Raw genomic sequence first — 16,854 nt, forward strand, 5'->3', positions numbered from 1 at the left:
TAACCATCTAGCGCAGAGTAGCCGCAAGATCACACATTGAACCGGAACTCCACCACGTCCCCGTCCTGCATCACGTAGTCCTTGCCCTCCATCCGCGCCTTTCCCTTCGCGCGGGCCTCGGCCACAGAGCCCGTCTCCACCAGGTCGTCGAAGGAGATGACCTCCGCCTTGATGAAGCCCTTCTGGAAGTCGGTGTGGATGACGCCGGCGGCCTCGGGGGCGGTGGCGCCCTTCTTGATGGTCCAGGCGCGGGATTCCTTCGGGCCGGCCGTGAGGTAGGTCTGCAGGCCGAGGGTGTCGAAGCCGACGCGGGCGAGGGTCGCGAGGCCCGGCTCCTCGGCCCCGACGGACTCCAGCAGCTCCAGGGCGTCGGCCTCGTCCAGCTCGGCGAGGTCCGCCTCCAGTTTGGCGTTGAGGAAGATCGCCTCGGCGGGGGCGACCAGGGCGCGCTGCTCGTTCTTGAAGTCCTCGTCGACCAGCTCGTCCTCGTCGACGTTGAAGACGTAGAGGAAGGGCTTGGTCGTCAGGAGGTGGAGGTCGTGGAGGAGTCCGGCACGCTCGCTGCCCTGGACGACGCCCTGGGAGAAGAGGGTGTCGCCCTTCTCCAGGATGTCCTTGGCCGCCTCGACCGCCGCCACCTTCGGGGCCACGTCCTTCTTGATCCGCGACTCCTTCTGCAGGCGCGGCAGGACCTTCTCGATGGTCTGGAGGTCGGCGAGGATCAGCTCGGTGTTGATCGTCTCGATGTCGTCCTTCGGTGAGACCTTGCCGTCGACGTGGACGACGTTCTCGTCCTTGAAGGCGCGGATGACCTGGCAGATCGCGTCGGACTCACGGATGTTCGCGAGGAACTTGTTGCCCAGGCCCTCGCCCTCGGACGCGCCGCGCACGATGCCCGCGATGTCGACGAAGTCGACGGTCGCCGGCAGGACGCGCTGCGAGGAGAAGATTTCGGCCAGTTTGGTGAGCCGCGCGTCGGGGACGCCGACCACGCCCACGTTCGGCTCGATCGTGGCGAACGGGTAGTTGGCCGCGAGCACGTCGTTCTTGGTCAGGGCGTTGAACAGGGTCGACTTGCCGACATTCGGCAGACCGACGATTCCGATCGTGAGCGACACGTTGCGACTTCCCGTACGTGAGAGGAGGGGACTGGAGGGGGCTGGGCCGATCCCACAGTCTACGGCGTGCCCGGCCCCGCTCCGGCGACCGATCGAACGCATGGCCAAGCTCCGCCCTACGGCGTGTCCGAGACGCGATTCGGCACATAAACCGACCTAGGTTGGTCGTGTGGAGCAACACAGGACGCGACCCCCGCACGACGGAACGCGACGCGGCAGGCCCCCGCTGCCCCCACAGGCGGCGCAGGGCGGGTCCGCCGGGGCCGGCGCCCGTCCCGCCCAGCAACGCCCCGGAGCCCGTCCCGCGCAGCAACGTCCCGACGCCCGTCCCCCTCAGCACCGTCCGGCCGCCCGTCCTGCGATGCGGCAGCCGGGTCCGCCGCCGGACAAGGCGGTGCGGCGGCTGCCGAACCCGCGGCTGACCGGGCTGGGCGGCGGCCTGTTCAGCGGGACGGCGATGCTCGTGCTGGGCTGCCTGGACGCGTTGATCTTCGGGTCGCCGACGGCCTTCTACGGCGTGCTGTTCCTGCCGGTGTGCCTGCTGACGGCGATGTGGGTGCGCAGGAACGACCTGGTGAGCGCCCCCGTCGTCGTACCGATCGCCTTCGCGGTGGGTCTGCTGCCGGTCACCGAGGGCGGCGGCGGGCTGCTGGGCCGCCTGATGGGCCTGGTGACGGCGCTCGCCACGCAGGCCTTGTGGCTGTACGGGGGGACGCTGGTCGCGGGAGTGGTCGTCACCGTGCGCAAGATCGCCCTACGGCGCAGACAGGCGCTGCGGTATCGGAACGACCCGTTCCGGTAGCGGTCCGGCGTTGCGCCAACCGTCGGTCGTTCCGACAGCCGTCCGTCGTTGCGCCAACCGTCCGTCGTTCCGCTAACCGACCGTCCTTCCGCTAACCGTCCGTCGCCGCGTGCATCGCCGCGCCCACGATGCCGGCGTTGTTCTGCAGCTGGGCCGGGACGATCGCCGCCGCGATGCCCTCGATGTAGGGCAGGAACTTGTGTGCCTTGCGGCTGACGCCGCCGCCGATGATGAACAGGTCGGGCGAGAAGAGCATCTCGACGTGGGCGAGGTACTTCTGGACGCGGTGCGCCCAGTGTTCCCAGGAGAGTTCCTCGTCGTCCTTGGCCTTGCTGGAGGCGCGCTTCTCCGCGTCGTGGCCGTGCAGTTCGAGGTGGCCGAGCTCGCTGTTGGGGACGAGGACGCCGTCGACGAAGATGGCGCTGCCGATGCCGGTGCCGAAGGTCAGCAGCATGACCACGCCCTTGCGGTCCTTGCCGGCGCCGAAGTGCATCTCGGCGACGCCCGCCGCGTCCGCGTCGTTGACCACCGTCACCGGCATGCCGCCAAGACGCTCGCTGAACAACGCGCGCGCGTCCGTGTCGACCCAGCTCTTGTCGACGTTCGCGGCCGTACGGATGTGGGAGCCGTCCGTGACCACACCCGGGAAGGTCAGGCCGACCGGGCCGGTCCACCCGAACTGGTCGACGACCAGCTTGACCCCGTCGGCCACGCTGTCGGGTGTCGAAGGGTTGGGGGTGAGCACCTTGAACCGCTCCTGGGCCAGGTCGCCCCTGTCGAGATCAACAGGGGCGCCCTTGATCCCGGATCCGCCGATGTCAACGCCGAAGATCTGCATGGCCCTACGTTACGACGGACGACTGGCGGTCACTCGGCCGAGGTTCCGGTGCGCTCGGCGATCAGTGCCGCCGCCTCCTCGCGGAGGTCACGGCGGAGTTCCTTGGGCAGCGAGAAGGTGATGGACTCCTCGGCCGCCTTGACGATCTCCACGTCCTCGAAGCCGCGCTCCGACAGCCACTGGAGGACCTGCTCGACCAGGACCTCCGGGACGGAGGCGCCGGAGGTCACCCCGACCGTGCTCACGCCCTCCAGCCAGGACTCGTCGATCTCGTCGGCGAAGTCCACCAGGTAGGCCTCGCGGGCGCCGGCCAGCTTGGCGACCTCGACGAGCCGCTTGGAGTTGGAGGAGTTGCGGGAGCCGACCACGATGACCAGGTCCGCCTCGGCGCCCATCTGCTTCACCGCGAGCTGACGGTTCTGCGTGGCGTAGCAGATGTCGTCGCTGGGCGGGGAGATCAGCTGCGGGAACTTCTCCTTGAGGGCGTCGACGGTCTCCATGGTCTCGTCGACGGAGAGCGTGGTCTGGGAGAGCCACACGACCTTGGACGGGTCGCGGACCTCGACCTTGGCGACGTCGCCGGGGCCGTCGACGAGCGTGATGTGGTCGGGGGCTTCGCCGGAGGTGCCGATGACCTCTTCGTGGCCCTCGTGCCCGATCAGGAGGATGTCGTAGTCCTCCTTGGCGAAGCGGACGGCTTCCTTGTGGACCTTGGTGACCAGCGGGCAGGTCGCGTCGATGGTGGCCAGCCTGCCGCGCTCGGCCTCCTCGTGGACGACGGGGGCCACGCCGTGCGCGGAGAACATCACGATGTTCCCCTCGGGGACCTCCTCCGTGCGCTCGACGAAGATCGCGCCCTTCTTCTCCAGGGTCTGCACGACGTACTTGTTGTGCACGATCTCGTGCCGGACATAGATCGGGGCCCCGTACTGCTCCAGGGCCTTCTCGACGGCGATCACGGCGCGGTCCACACCCGCGCAGTAGCCCCGGGGGGCGGCGAGCAGGACACGGCGGCCAGGCGAAGCGGTCATGTGAACCATCGTAAGGCCGCGCCCGGGAGGCCGAAGATCATGTCCGGCGGGCGCAGCCGGTCTGCGGTGTCGGTGGCGGCCGTTACCCTCGCGGCATGGCTCTCAACACGTCCGCGGAGACTCCCCTGCCCGTCGGTGAGGTGTCGCGGCTCATCGGCGGGTGGATCGACCGGCTGGGGGCCGTCTGGGTCGAGGGGCAGATCACCCAGTTGTCGCGGCGGCCCGGCGCCGGGGTGGTGTTCCTGACGCTGCGCGACCCCTCGTACGACATCTCGATCGGGGTCACCTGCTATCGGCAGACGTTCGACGCGGTGGCCGACATCGTGAGCGAGGGCGCCCGCGTCGTCGTGTACGCGAAGCCCGAGTGGTACGCGCCGCGCGGCCAGCTCTCGCTGCGCGCCGCCGAGATAAGGCCCGTCGGGGTCGGTGAACTGCTCGCGCGGCTGGAGCAGTTGAAGAAGACGCTGGCCGCCGAGGGCCTGTTCGCGGCGGAGCGGAAGAAGCCGTTGCCGTTCCTGCCGCAGCTGATCGGGCTGGTGTGCGGACGGGCCTCCGCGGCCGAGCGGGATGTGCTGGAGAACGCCCGGCATCGCTGGCCCGCCGTCCGCTTCGAGGTGCGCAACGTCGCCGTCCAGGGCGTGCACGCCGTCCCGCAGGTCGTGCAGGCCGTGAAGGAGCTCGACGAGCTGGGCGAGGTGGACGTGATCGTCGTCGCGCGCGGCGGGGGCAGCGTGGAGGATCTGCTGCCCTTCTCCGACGAGCAGCTGGTGCGCGCGGTCGCCGCGTGCCGTACGCCGGTGGTGTCGGCCATCGGCCACGAGCCGGACAACCCGCTCCTCGACCACGTAGCCGACCTGCGGGCCTCCACGCCGACCGACGCGGCCAAGAAGGTCGTACCGGACGTCGGGGAGGAGTACGAGCGGGTACGGCAGCTGCGGGACCGGGCCAGGCGGTGCGTGGAGGTTTTCGTCGAGCGGGAGGAGCGGGGGCTCGCGCACGCGCTCGCACGGCCCTCGATAGAGGATCCGCACCGGATGATCGACGAGCGGGCCGACCACGTGGCCTCGCTGGTCGAGCGGTCCCGGCGGACCCTCGGACATCTCCTCGACCGCGCCGACTCCGAGCTGACGCACACGCACGCGCGCGTGGTGGCCCTCTCCCCCGCCGCCACGCTCAAGCGCGGTTACGCCGTGCTGCAGAAGGCCGACGGGCACGTGGTGCGGGACCCGGCCGAGGTGGCGGCCGAGGAGCCGTTGCGGGCGCGGGTGTCCGAGGGTGAGTTCTCCGTACGAGTCGATGTCTAGGGTGGGCGGATGACCAGCAAGGTGGCGGAAGAGGCGCTCGGGTACGAGCAGGCCCGGGACGAGCTGATCGAGGTCGTACGGCGGCTGGAGGCCGGCGGTACGACGTTGGAGGAGTCCCTGGCGCTGTGGGAGCGGGGCGAGGAGCTGGCGAAGGTCTGCCGGCGCTGGCTGGACGGGGCGCGGGCCCGGCTGGACGCGGCGCTGGCGGAGGAGGAAGAGGCCGGGGACGAGGACGGCGAGTAGCCGCACCCGGGCGGCGACGAGACGGCGAGTAGCCGCACCGGGGCGGGTTCGTGTGAAGCGGGTCACCACGCCCCGAGATTGGTTGAAGCTTGAACTTACCTGTCGTACCTTCCTGATGTCAGCCATCCGGACCACGGTCCGGTAAGCAGTCCGACGCCACCCCGAGGAAAGATCTCCCATGTCTCTCGTTCTCGACCCCGCCGCCCAGGACCTGCTGTTCCGCGAGGCCCGCACCGCGAACACCTTCACCGACGAGCCGGTGACGGACGAGCAGGTCCAGGCGATCTACGACCTGGTCAAGTACGGCCCGACCTCGATGAACCAGTCGCCGCTGCGCGTGACGCTGGTCCGCTCCGCCGAGGCCCGTGAGCGTCTGGTGAAGCACCTGGCCGAGGGCAACCAGAAGAAGACCGCCGCCGCCCCGCTGGTCGCGATCCTCTCCGCGGACAACGAGTTCCACGAGGAGCTGCCGCACCTCTTCCCGCACTTCCCGCAGGCCAAGGACATGTTCGCGGGCAGCCGCGAGGCCCGCGAGAAGAACGCCGGCCTGAACGCCGCCCTGCAGGCCGCCTACTTCATCATCGGCGTGCGCGCGGCCGGTCTCGCCGCCGGCCCGATGACCGGCGCCGACCTCGACGGCATCCGCAAGGAGTTCCTGGACGACGACCACACCCCGCTGATGGTCGTCAACATCGGCAAGCCGGGCGAGGACGCCTGGTTCCCGCGCTCCCCCCGCCTGGAGTACGAGCAGGTCGTCACCACGATCTGAGCGGGTTCCCCGCGGAGAGAGGCCCCCGGCGAGCGATGCCGCCGGGGGCCTCTTCTCGTGCCCGGATGCCGGCTACGACGTCCTCAGCGCCTGCGCCATCTCGGTCAGCTGCTGGAAGGAACCGGTGCCGGCGACCACGGTGGTCGAGCCCTTGGCGGGCAGCACCAGGGCGTCGTAGCGGCCGCCGGTGTAGTGGGTCCAGGTCCGGCCGTCGATCTGCTGGGTGTTCTTGGTGGCCGTCGCGCCCTGGGTGGCCTGGTCGATGAACTCCGACGGCTTCTGAGTGGACTGCTCGATCTGCACGTACTGACCGTCGGGGGCGTGGAAGCCCAGGTGCCAGGCGTCGAAGTTCGCGCCGTCGAAGCGGACCGAGGTCGCCTTCCAGGTGGCCGGCAGGTCCACGGGGGCCGCCACCGGGTAGGCCGCGGAACGGCGCGCCGTGAGGAGCTCGACGCGGTAGTCCACCCGGGGGATGTCGGGAGCGGAGTCGTCGTGCGGGATGAACACGTAGATGAGCGCCGCCGCGATCCCGATCAGGCCCAGGGAGAGGATCATGTCCCGGACCGTTTTCTGCTTGCCGTTCGAACCTGCCACGCCCCCTATCGTCGCAGGTGCCCGGTCCGCTCATCCGTGGGGTCCCCTGCTCATTTTGTCGGACTGACGATAGAGTCGAGGGTCGAACCCTCATCCGGCCGTCGTCGTATCAGAAAGGTGCGCCTCGATGACCGAGCATCATCACCTGCCGTCCGAGCTCGAAGTCCCCAGCGAAGCCCCCGACCGCAACCTCGCCCTGGAACTCGTCCGGGTGACCGAAGCCGCCGCGATGGCCGCCGGCCGCTGGGTCGGGCGGGGCGACAAGAACGGCGCCGACGGCGCCGCGGTGCGCGCCATGCGGACCCTCGTCCACACGGTGTCGATGAACGGCATCGTGGTCATCGGCGAGGGCGAGAAGGACGAGGCGCCGATGCTCTTCAACGGGGAACGTGTCGGTGACGGCACGGGACCGGAGTGCGACATCGCCGTCGACCCGATCGACGGCACCACCCTGACGGCCAAGGGCATGCCGAACGCGATCGCCGTGCTGGCGGCCGCCGACCGGGGGTCGATGTTCGACCCGTCGGCCGTGTTCTACATGGACAAGCTGGTCACCGGGCCCGAGGCGGCGGACTTCGTCGACATCGACGCGCCGGTGTCCGTGAACATCCGGCGGGTCGCCAAGGCCAAGCGGTCGACCCCGGAGGACGTGACGGTGGTGATCCTGGACCGGCCGCGGCACGAGGGGATCATCAAGGAGATCCGGGAGGCGGGCGCGCGGATCAAGCTGATCTCCGACGGTGACGTCGCCGGGTCGATCTACGCGCTGCGCGAGGGCACCGGCGTCGACATGCTGCTCGGCATCGGCGGCACGCCGGAGGGGATCATCTCCGCCTGCGCGGTGAAGTGCCTGGGCGGGACCATCCAGGGCAAGCTGTGGCCCAAGGACGACGCGGAGCGGCAGCGGGCGATCGACGCCGGGCACGATCTGGACCGGGTGCTGACGACCGACGACCTGGTGTCCGGGGAGAACGTGTTCTTCGTCGCCACCGGCATCACCGACGGCGAGCTGCTGCGCGGTGTGCGGTACCGCTCGGAGACCGCGACGACCGACTCGATCGTGATGCGCTCGAAGTCGGGCACGGTCCGGCGGATCGCCTCCGACCACCGGCTGAGCAAACTGCGGGCCTACAGCGCGATCGACTTCGACCGGGCCAAGTAGCGGCGACGGCCGGCGCGTCAACAGGTGGGCGCCCCCTGGTGCGGAGGGGGCGCCCGGCTTGCACGCGTCTCGCCGCTGAGCGCTCCGCTGGACGTGCCGCGATGCGCCATCGGTCGTCCGCGGCGCCGTCGCGGCGGGTCACGCGGTTCCCCGGCACCCCTACGGGACGCCGGCGAACCGCAGCGGGCTTCACCGGGTCCGCTCAGCCCGCCTGCGCTATACGGCCCTGGGCCCGCGCCGCCTTCTTCAGCTCCATCTCGCGGCGCCGGCGGCGGGCCAGGACCACGCGGCGTTCCGCGGCGGTCAGGCCGCCCCAGACGCCGTAGGGCTCGGGCTGCAGCAGGGCGTGTTCACGGCACTCGACCATGACCGGGCAGCGGGCACAGACCCGCTTGGCCGCCTCCTCGCGGGAGAGTCGGGCGGCGGTTGGTTCCTTGGAAGGGGCGAAGAACAGGCCGGCCTCGTCGCGCCGGCACACCGCCTCGGTGTGCCATGGAGCGTCTTGGTCCCTGTCCCGCACTGGCCCCCGCTGGGCCGGTACGGCAGCTACCTGCAGGGACGTATGCGGCGGTTGCAGCACGGTCTACTCCTGACGACGGCTTCGCGAGCGAGAGACGATGCAGCAAGCCCTACCCGCTGTGCGCGCGCCTATGCACTGAGTTCCGAACCGCTGGGATCCACGATTCACAGGTGTCAATGGCCCAGGTGTTTGCGCAAACTCCGGTCCACCTTGTGCTGAACGCGATCGAGGATGTCGGCGACGAGCTTGCCCCGCTTGGGCCGCGCCTCCACGTTGCCCAGCACGGCCCAGCCGTCGACGTAGACGACGGGGGCGTCGGGGTCGGACGAGTCCAGCGGCGCCACCTCGAAGTTGCCGAGCACACCGCCGCCGGTGCCGCGCAGCGACACGTTCTCCGGGACGCGGACCTCGACGTTGCCGAAGACCGAGACCGCCTTGATGACCACCTGCTGGTACTCGAAGAGGGCCTCGCTGAGGTCTATCTCCACACTGCCGAAGATCGCGTACGCGTGGATCCGGCGGCCGGCCCGCCAGCGGCCCTTGCGCATGGCGCTGCTGAAGACCGCCACCACGTTGTCGTCGGGGTCCACCGGGATCGCGCCCAGCGTGGGGCGGCTCGGGGCCGCGGCGAAGGCGGGGGCCGCGCGGTGGCGGTGGGCGGCCGGCAGGTCCCGGATGAAGACCTCCAGCTCGCCGACCGTCTTGGCGGCGAGCACGCCCTCCACCCGCTCGGCGTGCTCGTCGGCGGTCAGACGGCCCTCGGCAAGGGCCTCGCGCAGGATGTCGGCGATACGGTCCCGGTCGGCGTCCGAGGCACGCAGCTCCGGCGCCGCGGGGGCGGGTTCGGTGTGCTTCTGAAGGTCCACGGCAGCAGCGTACCCAAACACGATAGATCGCGACACCCCTCACTGAGCCTTACCTCACAGGCTTCCGGCCTTGGACAGGTTCTAGGCTGGTGAGGCCCGCCAACGTCGGCGGGTCGTCGTCTGTCGAGTGAGGAATGCCCCGCGATGGCTGAGTTCGCATACACCGATCTGCTCCCCATGGGAGAGGACACCACCCCCTACCGGCTGGTGACCTCCGAGGGTGTCTCCACCTTCGAGGCCGACGGGCGGACGTTCCTCAAGGTGGAGCCGGAGGCGCTGCGCAAGCTCGCCGAGGAGGCCATCCACGACATCCAGCACTACCTGCGGCCCGCCCACCTTGCCCAGCTCCGCCGCATCATCGACGACCCCGAGGCGTCCGCCAATGACAAGTTCGTCGCGCTGGACCTGCTGAAGAACGCCAACATCGCGGCCGCGGGCGTGCTGCCGATGTGCCAGGACACCGGCACGGCGATCGTGATGGGCAAGCGCGGGCAGAACGTGCTCACCCGGGGCGGCGACGAGGAGGCCCTGAGCCGGGGCGTCTACGACGCCTACACGCGGCTGAACCTGCGGTACTCGCAGATGGCCCCGCTGACCATGTGGGACGAGAAGAACACCGGCTCCAACCTCCCGGCCCAGATCGAGCTGTACGCGACCGACGGCGGCGCCTACAAGTTCCTGTTCATGGCGAAGGGCGGCGGCTCCGCCAACAAGTCCTTCCTCTACCAGGAGACCAAGGCCGTCCTGAACGAGGCCTCCATGATGAGGTTCCTGGAGGAGAAGATCCGTTCGCTGGGCACGGCCGCCTGTCCGCCGTACCACCTGGCGATCGTCGTCGGCGGTACGTCCGCCGAGTACGCGCTGAAGACCGCCAAGTACGCCTCCGCGCACTACCTGGACGAGATCCCGGCCGAGGGCTCCGAGCTGGGGCACGGCTTCCGGGACAAGGAGCTGGAGCAGAAGGTCTTCGAGCTGACGCAGAAGATCGGCATCGGCGCGCAGTTCGGCGGCAAGTACTTCTGCCACGACGTGCGCGTGGTGCGGCTGCCGCGGCACGGCGCCTCCTGCCCGGTCGCCATCGCCGTCTCCTGCTCCGCCGACCGCCAGGCGCTCGCCAAGATCACGCCCGAGGGCGTCTTCCTGGAGCAGCTGGAGACGGACCCGGCGCGCTTCCTGCCGGAGACGACCGACGAGCACCTCGACGAGTCCTCGGACGTCGTCAAGATCGACCTCAACCAGCCGATGGAGTCGATCCTCGCCGAACTGACCAAGTACCCCGTGAAGACCCGGCTCTCGCTCACCGGCCCGCTGGTCGTGGCCCGTGACATCGCGCACGCCAAGATCAAGGAACGCCTCGACGCGGGCGAGGAGATGCCGCAGTACCTGAAGGACCACCCGGTGTACTACGCGGGTCCGGCGAAGACCCCGGAGGGTTACGCCTCCGGTTCCTTCGGCCCGACGACCGCCGGCCGCATGGACTCCTACGTCGAGCAGTTCCAGGCCGCGGGCGGCTCCAAGGTGATGCTCGCCAAGGGCAACCGCAGCAAGCAGGTCACGGACGCCTGCAACAGCCACGGCGGCTTCTACCTCGGCTCCATCGGCGGCCCGGCCGCCCGCCTCGCCCAGGACTGCATCAAGAAGGTCGAGGTCGTCGAGTACGAGGAACTCGGCATGGAGGCGGTCTGGAAGATCGAGGTCGAGGACTTCCCGGCGTTCATCGTGGTGGACGACAAGGGCAGCGACTTCTTCCAGGACCCGGCGCCGCAGCCGACGTTCACGTCGATCCCGGTGCGGGGGCCGGGGCTGGCGTAGCCGTACGAGCGGACGCCCGCCCCTGATTGCGGCAGGGGCGGGCGTCTTCTGTCACTTGGCGCAGAGGACGAAGCTGACCGTGTCGCCGGCCTCGGTCACCTTCGGGGTGTGCGGGTTGAGGGCCACCACGGTGCCCGGCTTGCAGCCCGTGACCGGTCGCTCGGAGACCGTGCCCAGCTTCGTCTGCGTCTTCGCCAGATAGGCCTTGGCGTCCTTCAGGGACCAGCCCCAGAAATCGATCGGGAGCGTCCCGCCGTCGTCGAACTGGAGCAGCATGGTGGCCTGGTCATGCTTGACGGGGGCGCTGCTCGCCGCGGGCCGCGCCCGGTGCCCCGTGCCGTCCGACATGGAGGCCAGGGCCGTGCCCCCGCCCGCCACGATCAGCGCGGTGGCGACCGCGGCGATGCCGACGGCCCGCCTGCGCCGGGTGCGGCGGACGATGCCGGGCGCGTCGAAGTCGGGCGCGTCGGCGGAGTTCGCGTAACGGTTCATGGCGTTCACCAGTTCCTCTTCGAAGGGTGCGCAGCCGGAGGGCCGCGCCTCGTGCGACGTCATCGGATTCCTCCCTGGGGCTGCCGTGGTGAAGGGCGGGAGAGTGCGGGGAACTGGCTTCTCAGCTTCTCGATCCCCCGGGCCAGCTGCGAGCGCACCGTGCTCGGGGAGATGTCCAGGTCGGCCGCTATCTCGGTGTCGGAGAGGTCGTGGAAGTACCGCAGCACCACGACCGTCCGCATCCGCATGGGCAGTTGCTGCAGCGCGCGCACCAACTGGTCCCTGCTGTCGACCTGTCCGTACTCGTCCCCCGGCGCCACGCGGTCGCCGCTGTCCGGCACGGTCCTGCGGAACCTGCGCCAGCGGTCGTTGGCCAGGTTCACCATGATCCGCCGCACATAGGCGTCGGGGGCGTCCTTGGCCGAGATCGCGCGCCACTTGCGGCAGGCCCGCTCCAGGGTCTCCTGGACCAGGTCCTCGGCCGCGTCACGGTTGCCCGTGAGCACCAGGGCACCCCGGAACAGCGCGGCCGACCGGGCGGCGACGAATGCGTCGAAGTCAGTCTCCACACGCTCCTCCCTTCCTGTCACCCGTCCTCGACGCGCCCGCCCCGCGGTCTGCTGCACGGCCGCGGTGAGACGTGGGTCACAGCACCCGGGTGGCCCAGGGGCCGGAACATCCCCGCCTCTCCGATCGCTGTACGGGACATGAGCGAATACCGGATCGAGCACGACTCCATGGGCGAGGTACGCGTCCCCGCCGAGGCCAAGTGGCGGGCCCAGACCCAGCGCGCCGTCGAGAACTTCCCCATCTCCGGCCAGCACATCGAGCGCGCGCACATCGAGGCGCTCGCCCGGATCAAGGGCGCCGCCGCGAAGGTGAACGCGCGGCTCGGAGTGCTCGACAAGGACATCGCCGAGGCGATCCAGGAGGCGGCCGCGGAGGTCGCCCGGGGCGACTGGGACGAGCAGTTCCCGATCGACGTCTTCCAGACGGGGTCGGGCACCTCGTCCAACATGAACACCAACGAGGTCGTCGCCACACTGGCGAGCGAGCGGCTGGGCCGGGACGTCCACCCCAACGACCACGTCAACGCCTCGCAGTCGTCCAACGACGTCTTCCCGTCCTCCATCCACATCGCCGCGACCGCCGCCGTCACCCGGGACCTGATCCCGGCCCTGGAGCACCTGGCCGGCTCGCTGGAGCGCAAGTCGCAGGAGTTCGCGGACGTCGTGAAGTCGGGGCGGACGCATCTGATGGACGCCACGCCCGTGACGCTCGGTCAGGAGTTCGGCGGGTACGCGGCCCAGATCCGCTACGGCGTCGAGCGGCTGCGCGCCTCGCTCCCCCGGCTCGCCGAGCTGCCGCTGGGCGGCACCGCCGTCGGCACCGGCATCAACACCCCGCCCGGGTTCTCCGCGGCCGTCATCGAGGAGGTCGCCCGGGTCACGGGGCTGCCGCTGACCGAGGCCCGCGACCACTTCGAGGCGCAGGGCGCGCGGGACGGCATCGTCGAGACCAGCGGGCAGCTCAGGACGATCACGGTGGGGCTGACGAAGATCGCCAACGATCTGCGCTGGATGTCGTCCGGACCGCGCACCGGGCTCGCCGAGATCGCGCTGCCCGACCTCCAGCCCGGTTCCTCGATCATGCCTGGCAAGGTCAACCCGGTGATCCCGGAGGCGGTGCTCATGGTCGCCGCGCAGGTCATCGGCAACGACGCCACCGTCGCCACCGCGGGAGCGGCCGGCAACTTCGAGCTGAACGTCATGCTGCCGGTGATCGCGAAGAACATCCTGGAGTCGGTCCGGCTGCTGGCCAACGTCTCCCGGCTGCTCGCCGACCGCACCGTGGACGGCATCACCGCGAACCGGGAGCGGGCCCGCGAGTACGCCGAGTCCTCGCCGTCCGTGGTGACGCCGCTGAACAAGTACATCGGGTACGAGGAGGCCGCGAAGGTCGCCAAGAAGGCGCTGGCGGAGCGGAAGACGATCCGTCAGGTGGTGCTGGAGAGCGGGTACGTGGAGCGCGGCGACCTGACCGAGCGGCAGCTCGACGAGGCACTGGATGTCCTGCGGATGACGCGCCCGTAACCGTTCGGCGCCGTGGCGAGAACCGTGACGCGCGCCGCAGCGTCGTATGCCTGCGGCACCTAATATCTGTGCATGACGGACGGTGGAGCGGTGAGCGCGGACGTGGCGGGCGGGTCGACGGGCTTCTGGGCTCCCGGGACACAGGTCCTGTGGCGGTACCGGGAGAACGCCGGAGACCGCGTCCACATCGCGCGTCCCGTCACCGTCGTCCGGGACGACGCCGAGCTGCTCGCCGTGTGGCTGGCGCCCGGCACACAGTGCGTGCGACCGGTGCTCGCCGACGGCACACCGGTCCACCAGGAGCCGCTGCGCTCGCGGTACACCAAGCCCCGGACCGTCCAGCTCGACCGCTGGTTCGGCACGGGTGTGCTGAAGCTGGCCCGGCCCGGCGAGCCCTGGTCGGTGTGGCTGTTCTGGGAGCCGGGCTGGCAGTTCAAGAACTGGTACGTCAACCTCGAGTCGCCGCTGGAGCGTTGGTCCGGCGGAGTCGACTCCGAGGACCACTTCCTGGACATCTGCGTGTACCCGGACCGCAGTTGGGCCTGGCGCGACGAGGACGAGTTCGCGCAGGCCCGGCAGGACGGGCTGATGGACGTTCACGTGGCCGAACAGGTGCGGCGGGCGGGGCTGTCCGCGGTGGAGGTGATCCGCGCCTGGGGCCCGCCGTACAGCGACGGCTGGCAGCACTGGCGCCCGGATCCGTCCTGGGCTGTACCTTCGTTGCCGGAGGACTGGGACCGTACGCCCGCGCACGTGTCCACATGAGACCCTTGATGCGCCCCCGGTCCACAACCGTAGGATCGTCCTCCACAAGGGTAAGCAGCAGCAACGACCGGAGCATGCGCCGGGCTTGACCGATCGTCACCGAGGGGCGGCAGGACGTGAGCGAGGGGTACGAGGGCACCACCGGAACGGGCCGTGAACGGTTCGCCGGTGGCACAGGAACATCCCCTGACCACGCGGGAATTCCGTTCCGGGTGCATGTATTCCGGGTATCGGGATTTCGGCGGGACCAACCGCGCGTACGCCGCGCAGCCCCGGACGGACGGATTCGACACGCGTGACGGAGCATCCGATCTCCTTCGAGCGCCCGCAGCCGGGCGCCGACCCCGCGGACGCCCGCGGGGCGCTCCTGCACACCCAGGCACCGGTGGCCGCGCCCTCGGCCGCCTTACCCGCACAGGCACGCACCGGGGAGACACCGTCGACGCCGGGTACGGCCACGCCGTGCGGCAAGGGAAAGGATCCGGCCTCGCCCTCCGACATCAGCGGCCCCGAGCACTCCCAGCCCGCGGCCGTGGAACCCGACACCCATCGCCCGCGGCCCGTGCCGGAGTCGATCCCGGCCCAGCCGGGCACCGAGCCGGACCGGCCGCAGGACGGCCCCGAGCGCCGTACCGGACAGGGGCTGCCGCCCGGGCGGCCCACGCCGATGCGGCGGGACGGGGACCGGCTCAGGTTCGTGGGCGCGGCGACCCGGCGGATCGCCCGGGGCATCGACCTGGACGAGATCGTCATGGGTCTGTGCCGGGCGACCGTGCCGACGTTCTCCGACGCGATCCTGGTCTATCTGCGCGATCCGCTGCCGGTCGGCGACGAGCGCCCCACGGGCCCGCTGGTGCTGCGGCTGCGGCGCACCGACCGCATCCCGACCGAGCGGGACACCGAGGGCTTCTCGCCGGCGCTCCAGCCGGAGCCGGCCGAGCTGTCGGAGCTGGACACGCTGGGCGCCGAGCTGTGCGAGGTGCGGCCCGGCAGCGCGCTCGCGGAGGTGCTGCGCGGGGTGCGGCCGGTCTTCACGGACGCGCCCGGGGCCCATGCCGCGCTGCCCGAACTGCTCGGCGACGGCGGCGAACAGGCCGTGCCCGGCGGTCAGCGCTCGATCCTCGCCCCGCTGCGAGGCCGGCGCCGGGTGATCGGCGCCGCGCTGTTCCTGCGCCGCCCGGAGCGCATCCCCTTCGAGCCGGACGACCTCCTGGTCGCCGCCCAGCTGGCCACGCACAGCGCGCTGGGCATCGACAAGGCGGTGCTGTACGGCCGTGAGGCGTACATCGCCGACGAGCTGCAGCGCACGATGCTCCCGGAGACCCTCCCGCGCCCGACGGGCGTCCGGCTGGCGTCGCGCTATCTGCCGGCCGCGGAGACGGCACGGGTGGGCGGCGACTGGTACGACGCGATCCCCCTGCCGGGCAGCCGGGTCGCGCTCGTCGTCGGTGACGTGATGGGCCACTCCATGACGTCGGCGGCGATCATGGGCCAGCTGCGGACGACGGCCCAGACCCTCGCGGGCCTGGACCTGCCCCCGCAGGAGGTCCTGCACCACCTCGACGAGCAGGCCCAGCGCCTGGGCACGGACCGCATGGCGACCTGCCTGTACGCGGTCTACGACCCCGTCTCGCATCGCATCACCATCGCCAACGCGGGCCATCCGCCGCCGGTGCTGCTGCATCTGGGCGGGCGGGCCGAGGTGCTGCGGGTGCCGCCGGGCGCGCCGATCGGCGTCGGCGGCGTCGACTTCGAGGCCGTGGAGCTGGACGCGCCGGCCGGGGCGACCCTGCTGCTGTACACCGACGGGCTGGTGGAGTCCCGGCTGCGGGACGTGTGGACCGGCATAGAGCAGCTGCGCGAGAAGCTCGCCGCGACCGCGGCGCTGACGGGGCCGGACCATCCGCCGCCGCTGGAGGCGCTGTGCGACGAGGTGCTGGACATGCTCGGCCCGGGCGACCGGGACGACGACATCGCGCTGCTCGCGGCCCGCTTCGACGGGATCGCGCCGAGTGACGTGGCGTACTGGTTCCTGGAACCGGAGGACGCGGCCCCCGGCCGTGCCCGTCGACTCGCCCGGCGCGCGCTGGCTCGCTGGGACATGGAGGACCTGAGCGACTCGGTCGAGCTGCTGGTGAGCGAGGTCGTCACGAACGCGGTGCGGTACGCGTCGCGTCCGGTCACCCTGCGGCTGCTGCGGACCGACGTGCTGCGCTGCGAAGTGGGCGACGACGTGCCCCAGCTGCCGCGCCTGCGCCAGGCCCGCGCCACCGACGAGGGCGGCCGCGGCCTGTACCTCGTCAACCGGCTGGCACGGCGGTGGGGGGCCACGCGGCTGAGCACGGGGAAGGTCGTCTGGTTCGAGCTGAGCAGGACGGCCGTACCGAACTGACCGAACGGAGAAGGGGCGCCCGGTGTGATCACCGGGCGCCCCTTCTTGTCGCC

General features: G+C 70.7%; 17 protein-coding genes. 9 read left to right on the forward strand and 8 right to left on the reverse strand.

The features are described 5' to 3' along the window. Positions 1–29 precede the first annotated feature (29 nt). The gene (gene ychF / locus MKW14_RS13795) at positions 30–1,118 is read right to left on the reverse strand and encodes a redox-regulated ATPase YchF (protein WP_240862636.1); all 1,089 of its coding nucleotides are present in this window, start codon (positions 1,116–1,118) and stop codon (positions 30–32) included. Between the two features lie 361 nt (positions 1,119–1,479). Here ychF and MKW14_RS13800 point away from each other — a divergent pair, with 361 nt between their 5' ends. Beyond that, complete coding sequence (locus MKW14_RS13800) at positions 1,480–1,920, forward strand: DUF6542 domain-containing protein (RefSeq protein WP_308314599.1); 441 nt, start codon at positions 1,480–1,482, stop codon at positions 1,918–1,920. A gap of 91 nt (positions 1,921–2,011) precedes the next feature. Here the strand turns inward: MKW14_RS13800 and ppgK are convergent, their stop codons facing one another. Next, positions 2,012–2,758: a polyphosphate--glucose phosphotransferase gene (gene ppgK, locus MKW14_RS13805; protein ID WP_240862640.1), complete on the reverse strand. Its 747-nt coding sequence runs from the start codon at positions 2,756–2,758 to the stop codon at positions 2,012–2,014. A gap of 29 nt (positions 2,759–2,787) precedes the next feature. Next, complete coding sequence (locus tag MKW14_RS13810) at positions 2,788–3,798, reverse strand: 4-hydroxy-3-methylbut-2-enyl diphosphate reductase (protein WP_240862642.1); 1,011 nt, start codon at positions 3,796–3,798, stop codon at positions 2,788–2,790. A gap of 86 nt (positions 3,799–3,884) precedes the next feature. Between MKW14_RS13810 and xseA the strand changes: the two genes are divergently transcribed. The 3 genes from xseA to MKW14_RS13825 all read left to right on the forward strand — a co-directional run bounded on the left by xseA (position 3,885) and on the right by MKW14_RS13825 (position 6,105). Next, positions 3,885–5,093, forward strand: a complete 1,209-nt coding sequence (gene xseA, locus MKW14_RS13815) for an exodeoxyribonuclease VII large subunit (RefSeq protein WP_240862644.1) — start codon at positions 3,885–3,887, stop codon at positions 5,091–5,093. 9 nt (positions 5,094–5,102) lie between these two features. After that, positions 5,103–5,336: an exodeoxyribonuclease VII small subunit gene (locus MKW14_RS13820; RefSeq protein WP_240862645.1), complete on the forward strand. Its 234-nt coding sequence runs from the start codon at positions 5,103–5,105 to the stop codon at positions 5,334–5,336. A gap of 178 nt (positions 5,337–5,514) precedes the next feature. Next, complete coding sequence (locus tag MKW14_RS13825; protein ID WP_240862647.1) at positions 5,515–6,105, forward strand: malonic semialdehyde reductase; 591 nt, start codon at positions 5,515–5,517, stop codon at positions 6,103–6,105. A 72-nt stretch (positions 6,106–6,177) separates the two neighbouring features. Here the strand turns inward: MKW14_RS13825 and MKW14_RS13830 are convergent, their stop codons facing one another. Next, positions 6,178–6,699, reverse strand: a complete 522-nt coding sequence (locus MKW14_RS13830) for a DUF4245 domain-containing protein (RefSeq protein WP_240862649.1) — start codon at positions 6,697–6,699, stop codon at positions 6,178–6,180. A gap of 127 nt (positions 6,700–6,826) precedes the next feature. Between MKW14_RS13830 and glpX the strand changes: the two genes are divergently transcribed. Further along, a complete protein-coding gene (glpX, locus tag MKW14_RS13835; protein WP_240862650.1) occupies positions 6,827–7,861 on the forward strand; it encodes a class II fructose-bisphosphatase in 1,035 nt (344 codons plus the stop codon). Between the two features lie 202 nt (positions 7,862–8,063). Here glpX and MKW14_RS13840 read toward each other — a convergent pair whose 3' ends face one another. Together MKW14_RS13840 and MKW14_RS13845 are read right to left on the reverse strand one after the other, a co-directional pair. After that, positions 8,064–8,441 carry a WhiB family transcriptional regulator gene (locus tag MKW14_RS13840; RefSeq protein WP_133044416.1) on the reverse strand — a complete coding sequence of 126 codons (378 nt, stop codon included), beginning with the start codon at positions 8,439–8,441 and terminating at the stop codon, positions 8,064–8,066. A gap of 113 nt (positions 8,442–8,554) precedes the next feature. After that, a complete protein-coding gene (locus MKW14_RS13845; RefSeq protein WP_240862652.1) occupies positions 8,555–9,247 on the reverse strand; it encodes a DUF1707 SHOCT-like domain-containing protein in 693 nt (230 codons plus the stop codon). A gap of 144 nt (positions 9,248–9,391) precedes the next feature. On the opposite strand from MKW14_RS13845, the gene MKW14_RS13850 reads away from it, so the two are divergent. After that, complete coding sequence (locus tag MKW14_RS13850; protein ID WP_240862654.1) at positions 9,392–11,059, forward strand: fumarate hydratase; 1,668 nt, start codon at positions 9,392–9,394, stop codon at positions 11,057–11,059. A gap of 51 nt (positions 11,060–11,110) precedes the next feature. Here MKW14_RS13850 and MKW14_RS13855 read toward each other — a convergent pair whose 3' ends face one another. Both MKW14_RS13855 and MKW14_RS13860 read right to left on the reverse strand, forming a co-directional pair. Next, the gene (locus MKW14_RS13855) at positions 11,111–11,614 is read right to left on the reverse strand and encodes a hypothetical protein (RefSeq protein WP_240862656.1); all 504 of its coding nucleotides are present in this window, start codon (positions 11,612–11,614) and stop codon (positions 11,111–11,113) included. Continuing rightward, positions 11,611–12,120 (reverse strand): SigE family RNA polymerase sigma factor, encoded by a 510-nt coding sequence (locus MKW14_RS13860; RefSeq protein WP_240862658.1) that lies wholly within the window; start codon positions 12,118–12,120, stop codon positions 11,611–11,613. The genes MKW14_RS13855 and MKW14_RS13860 overlap by 4 nt, the downstream gene beginning before the upstream one ends. A 138-nt stretch (positions 12,121–12,258) precedes the next feature. On the opposite strand from MKW14_RS13860, the gene MKW14_RS13865 reads away from it, so the two are divergent. The 3 genes from MKW14_RS13865 to MKW14_RS13875 all read left to right on the forward strand — a co-directional run bounded on the left by MKW14_RS13865 (position 12,259) and on the right by MKW14_RS13875 (position 16,801). Beyond that, positions 12,259–13,644 carry a class II fumarate hydratase gene (locus tag MKW14_RS13865; protein ID WP_240862660.1) on the forward strand — a complete coding sequence of 462 codons (1,386 nt, stop codon included), beginning with the start codon at positions 12,259–12,261 and terminating at the stop codon, positions 13,642–13,644. Between the two features lie 72 nt (positions 13,645–13,716). Next, positions 13,717–14,409, forward strand: coding sequence for a cytidylyl-2-hydroxypropylphosphonate hydrolase (gene fomD / locus MKW14_RS13870; protein WP_240862663.1), 693 nt, complete (start codon positions 13,717–13,719; stop codon positions 14,407–14,409). A gap of 295 nt (positions 14,410–14,704) precedes the next feature. Beyond that, positions 14,705–16,801: a SpoIIE family protein phosphatase gene (locus MKW14_RS13875; protein WP_240862665.1), complete on the forward strand. Its 2,097-nt coding sequence runs from the start codon at positions 14,705–14,707 to the stop codon at positions 16,799–16,801. Positions 16,802–16,854: the final 53 nt, after the last annotated feature.

It is taken from the genome of Streptomyces gilvus (assembly GCF_022513565.1).
GTDB lineage: Bacteria > Actinomycetota > Actinomycetes > Streptomycetales > Streptomycetaceae > Streptomyces > Streptomyces gilvus.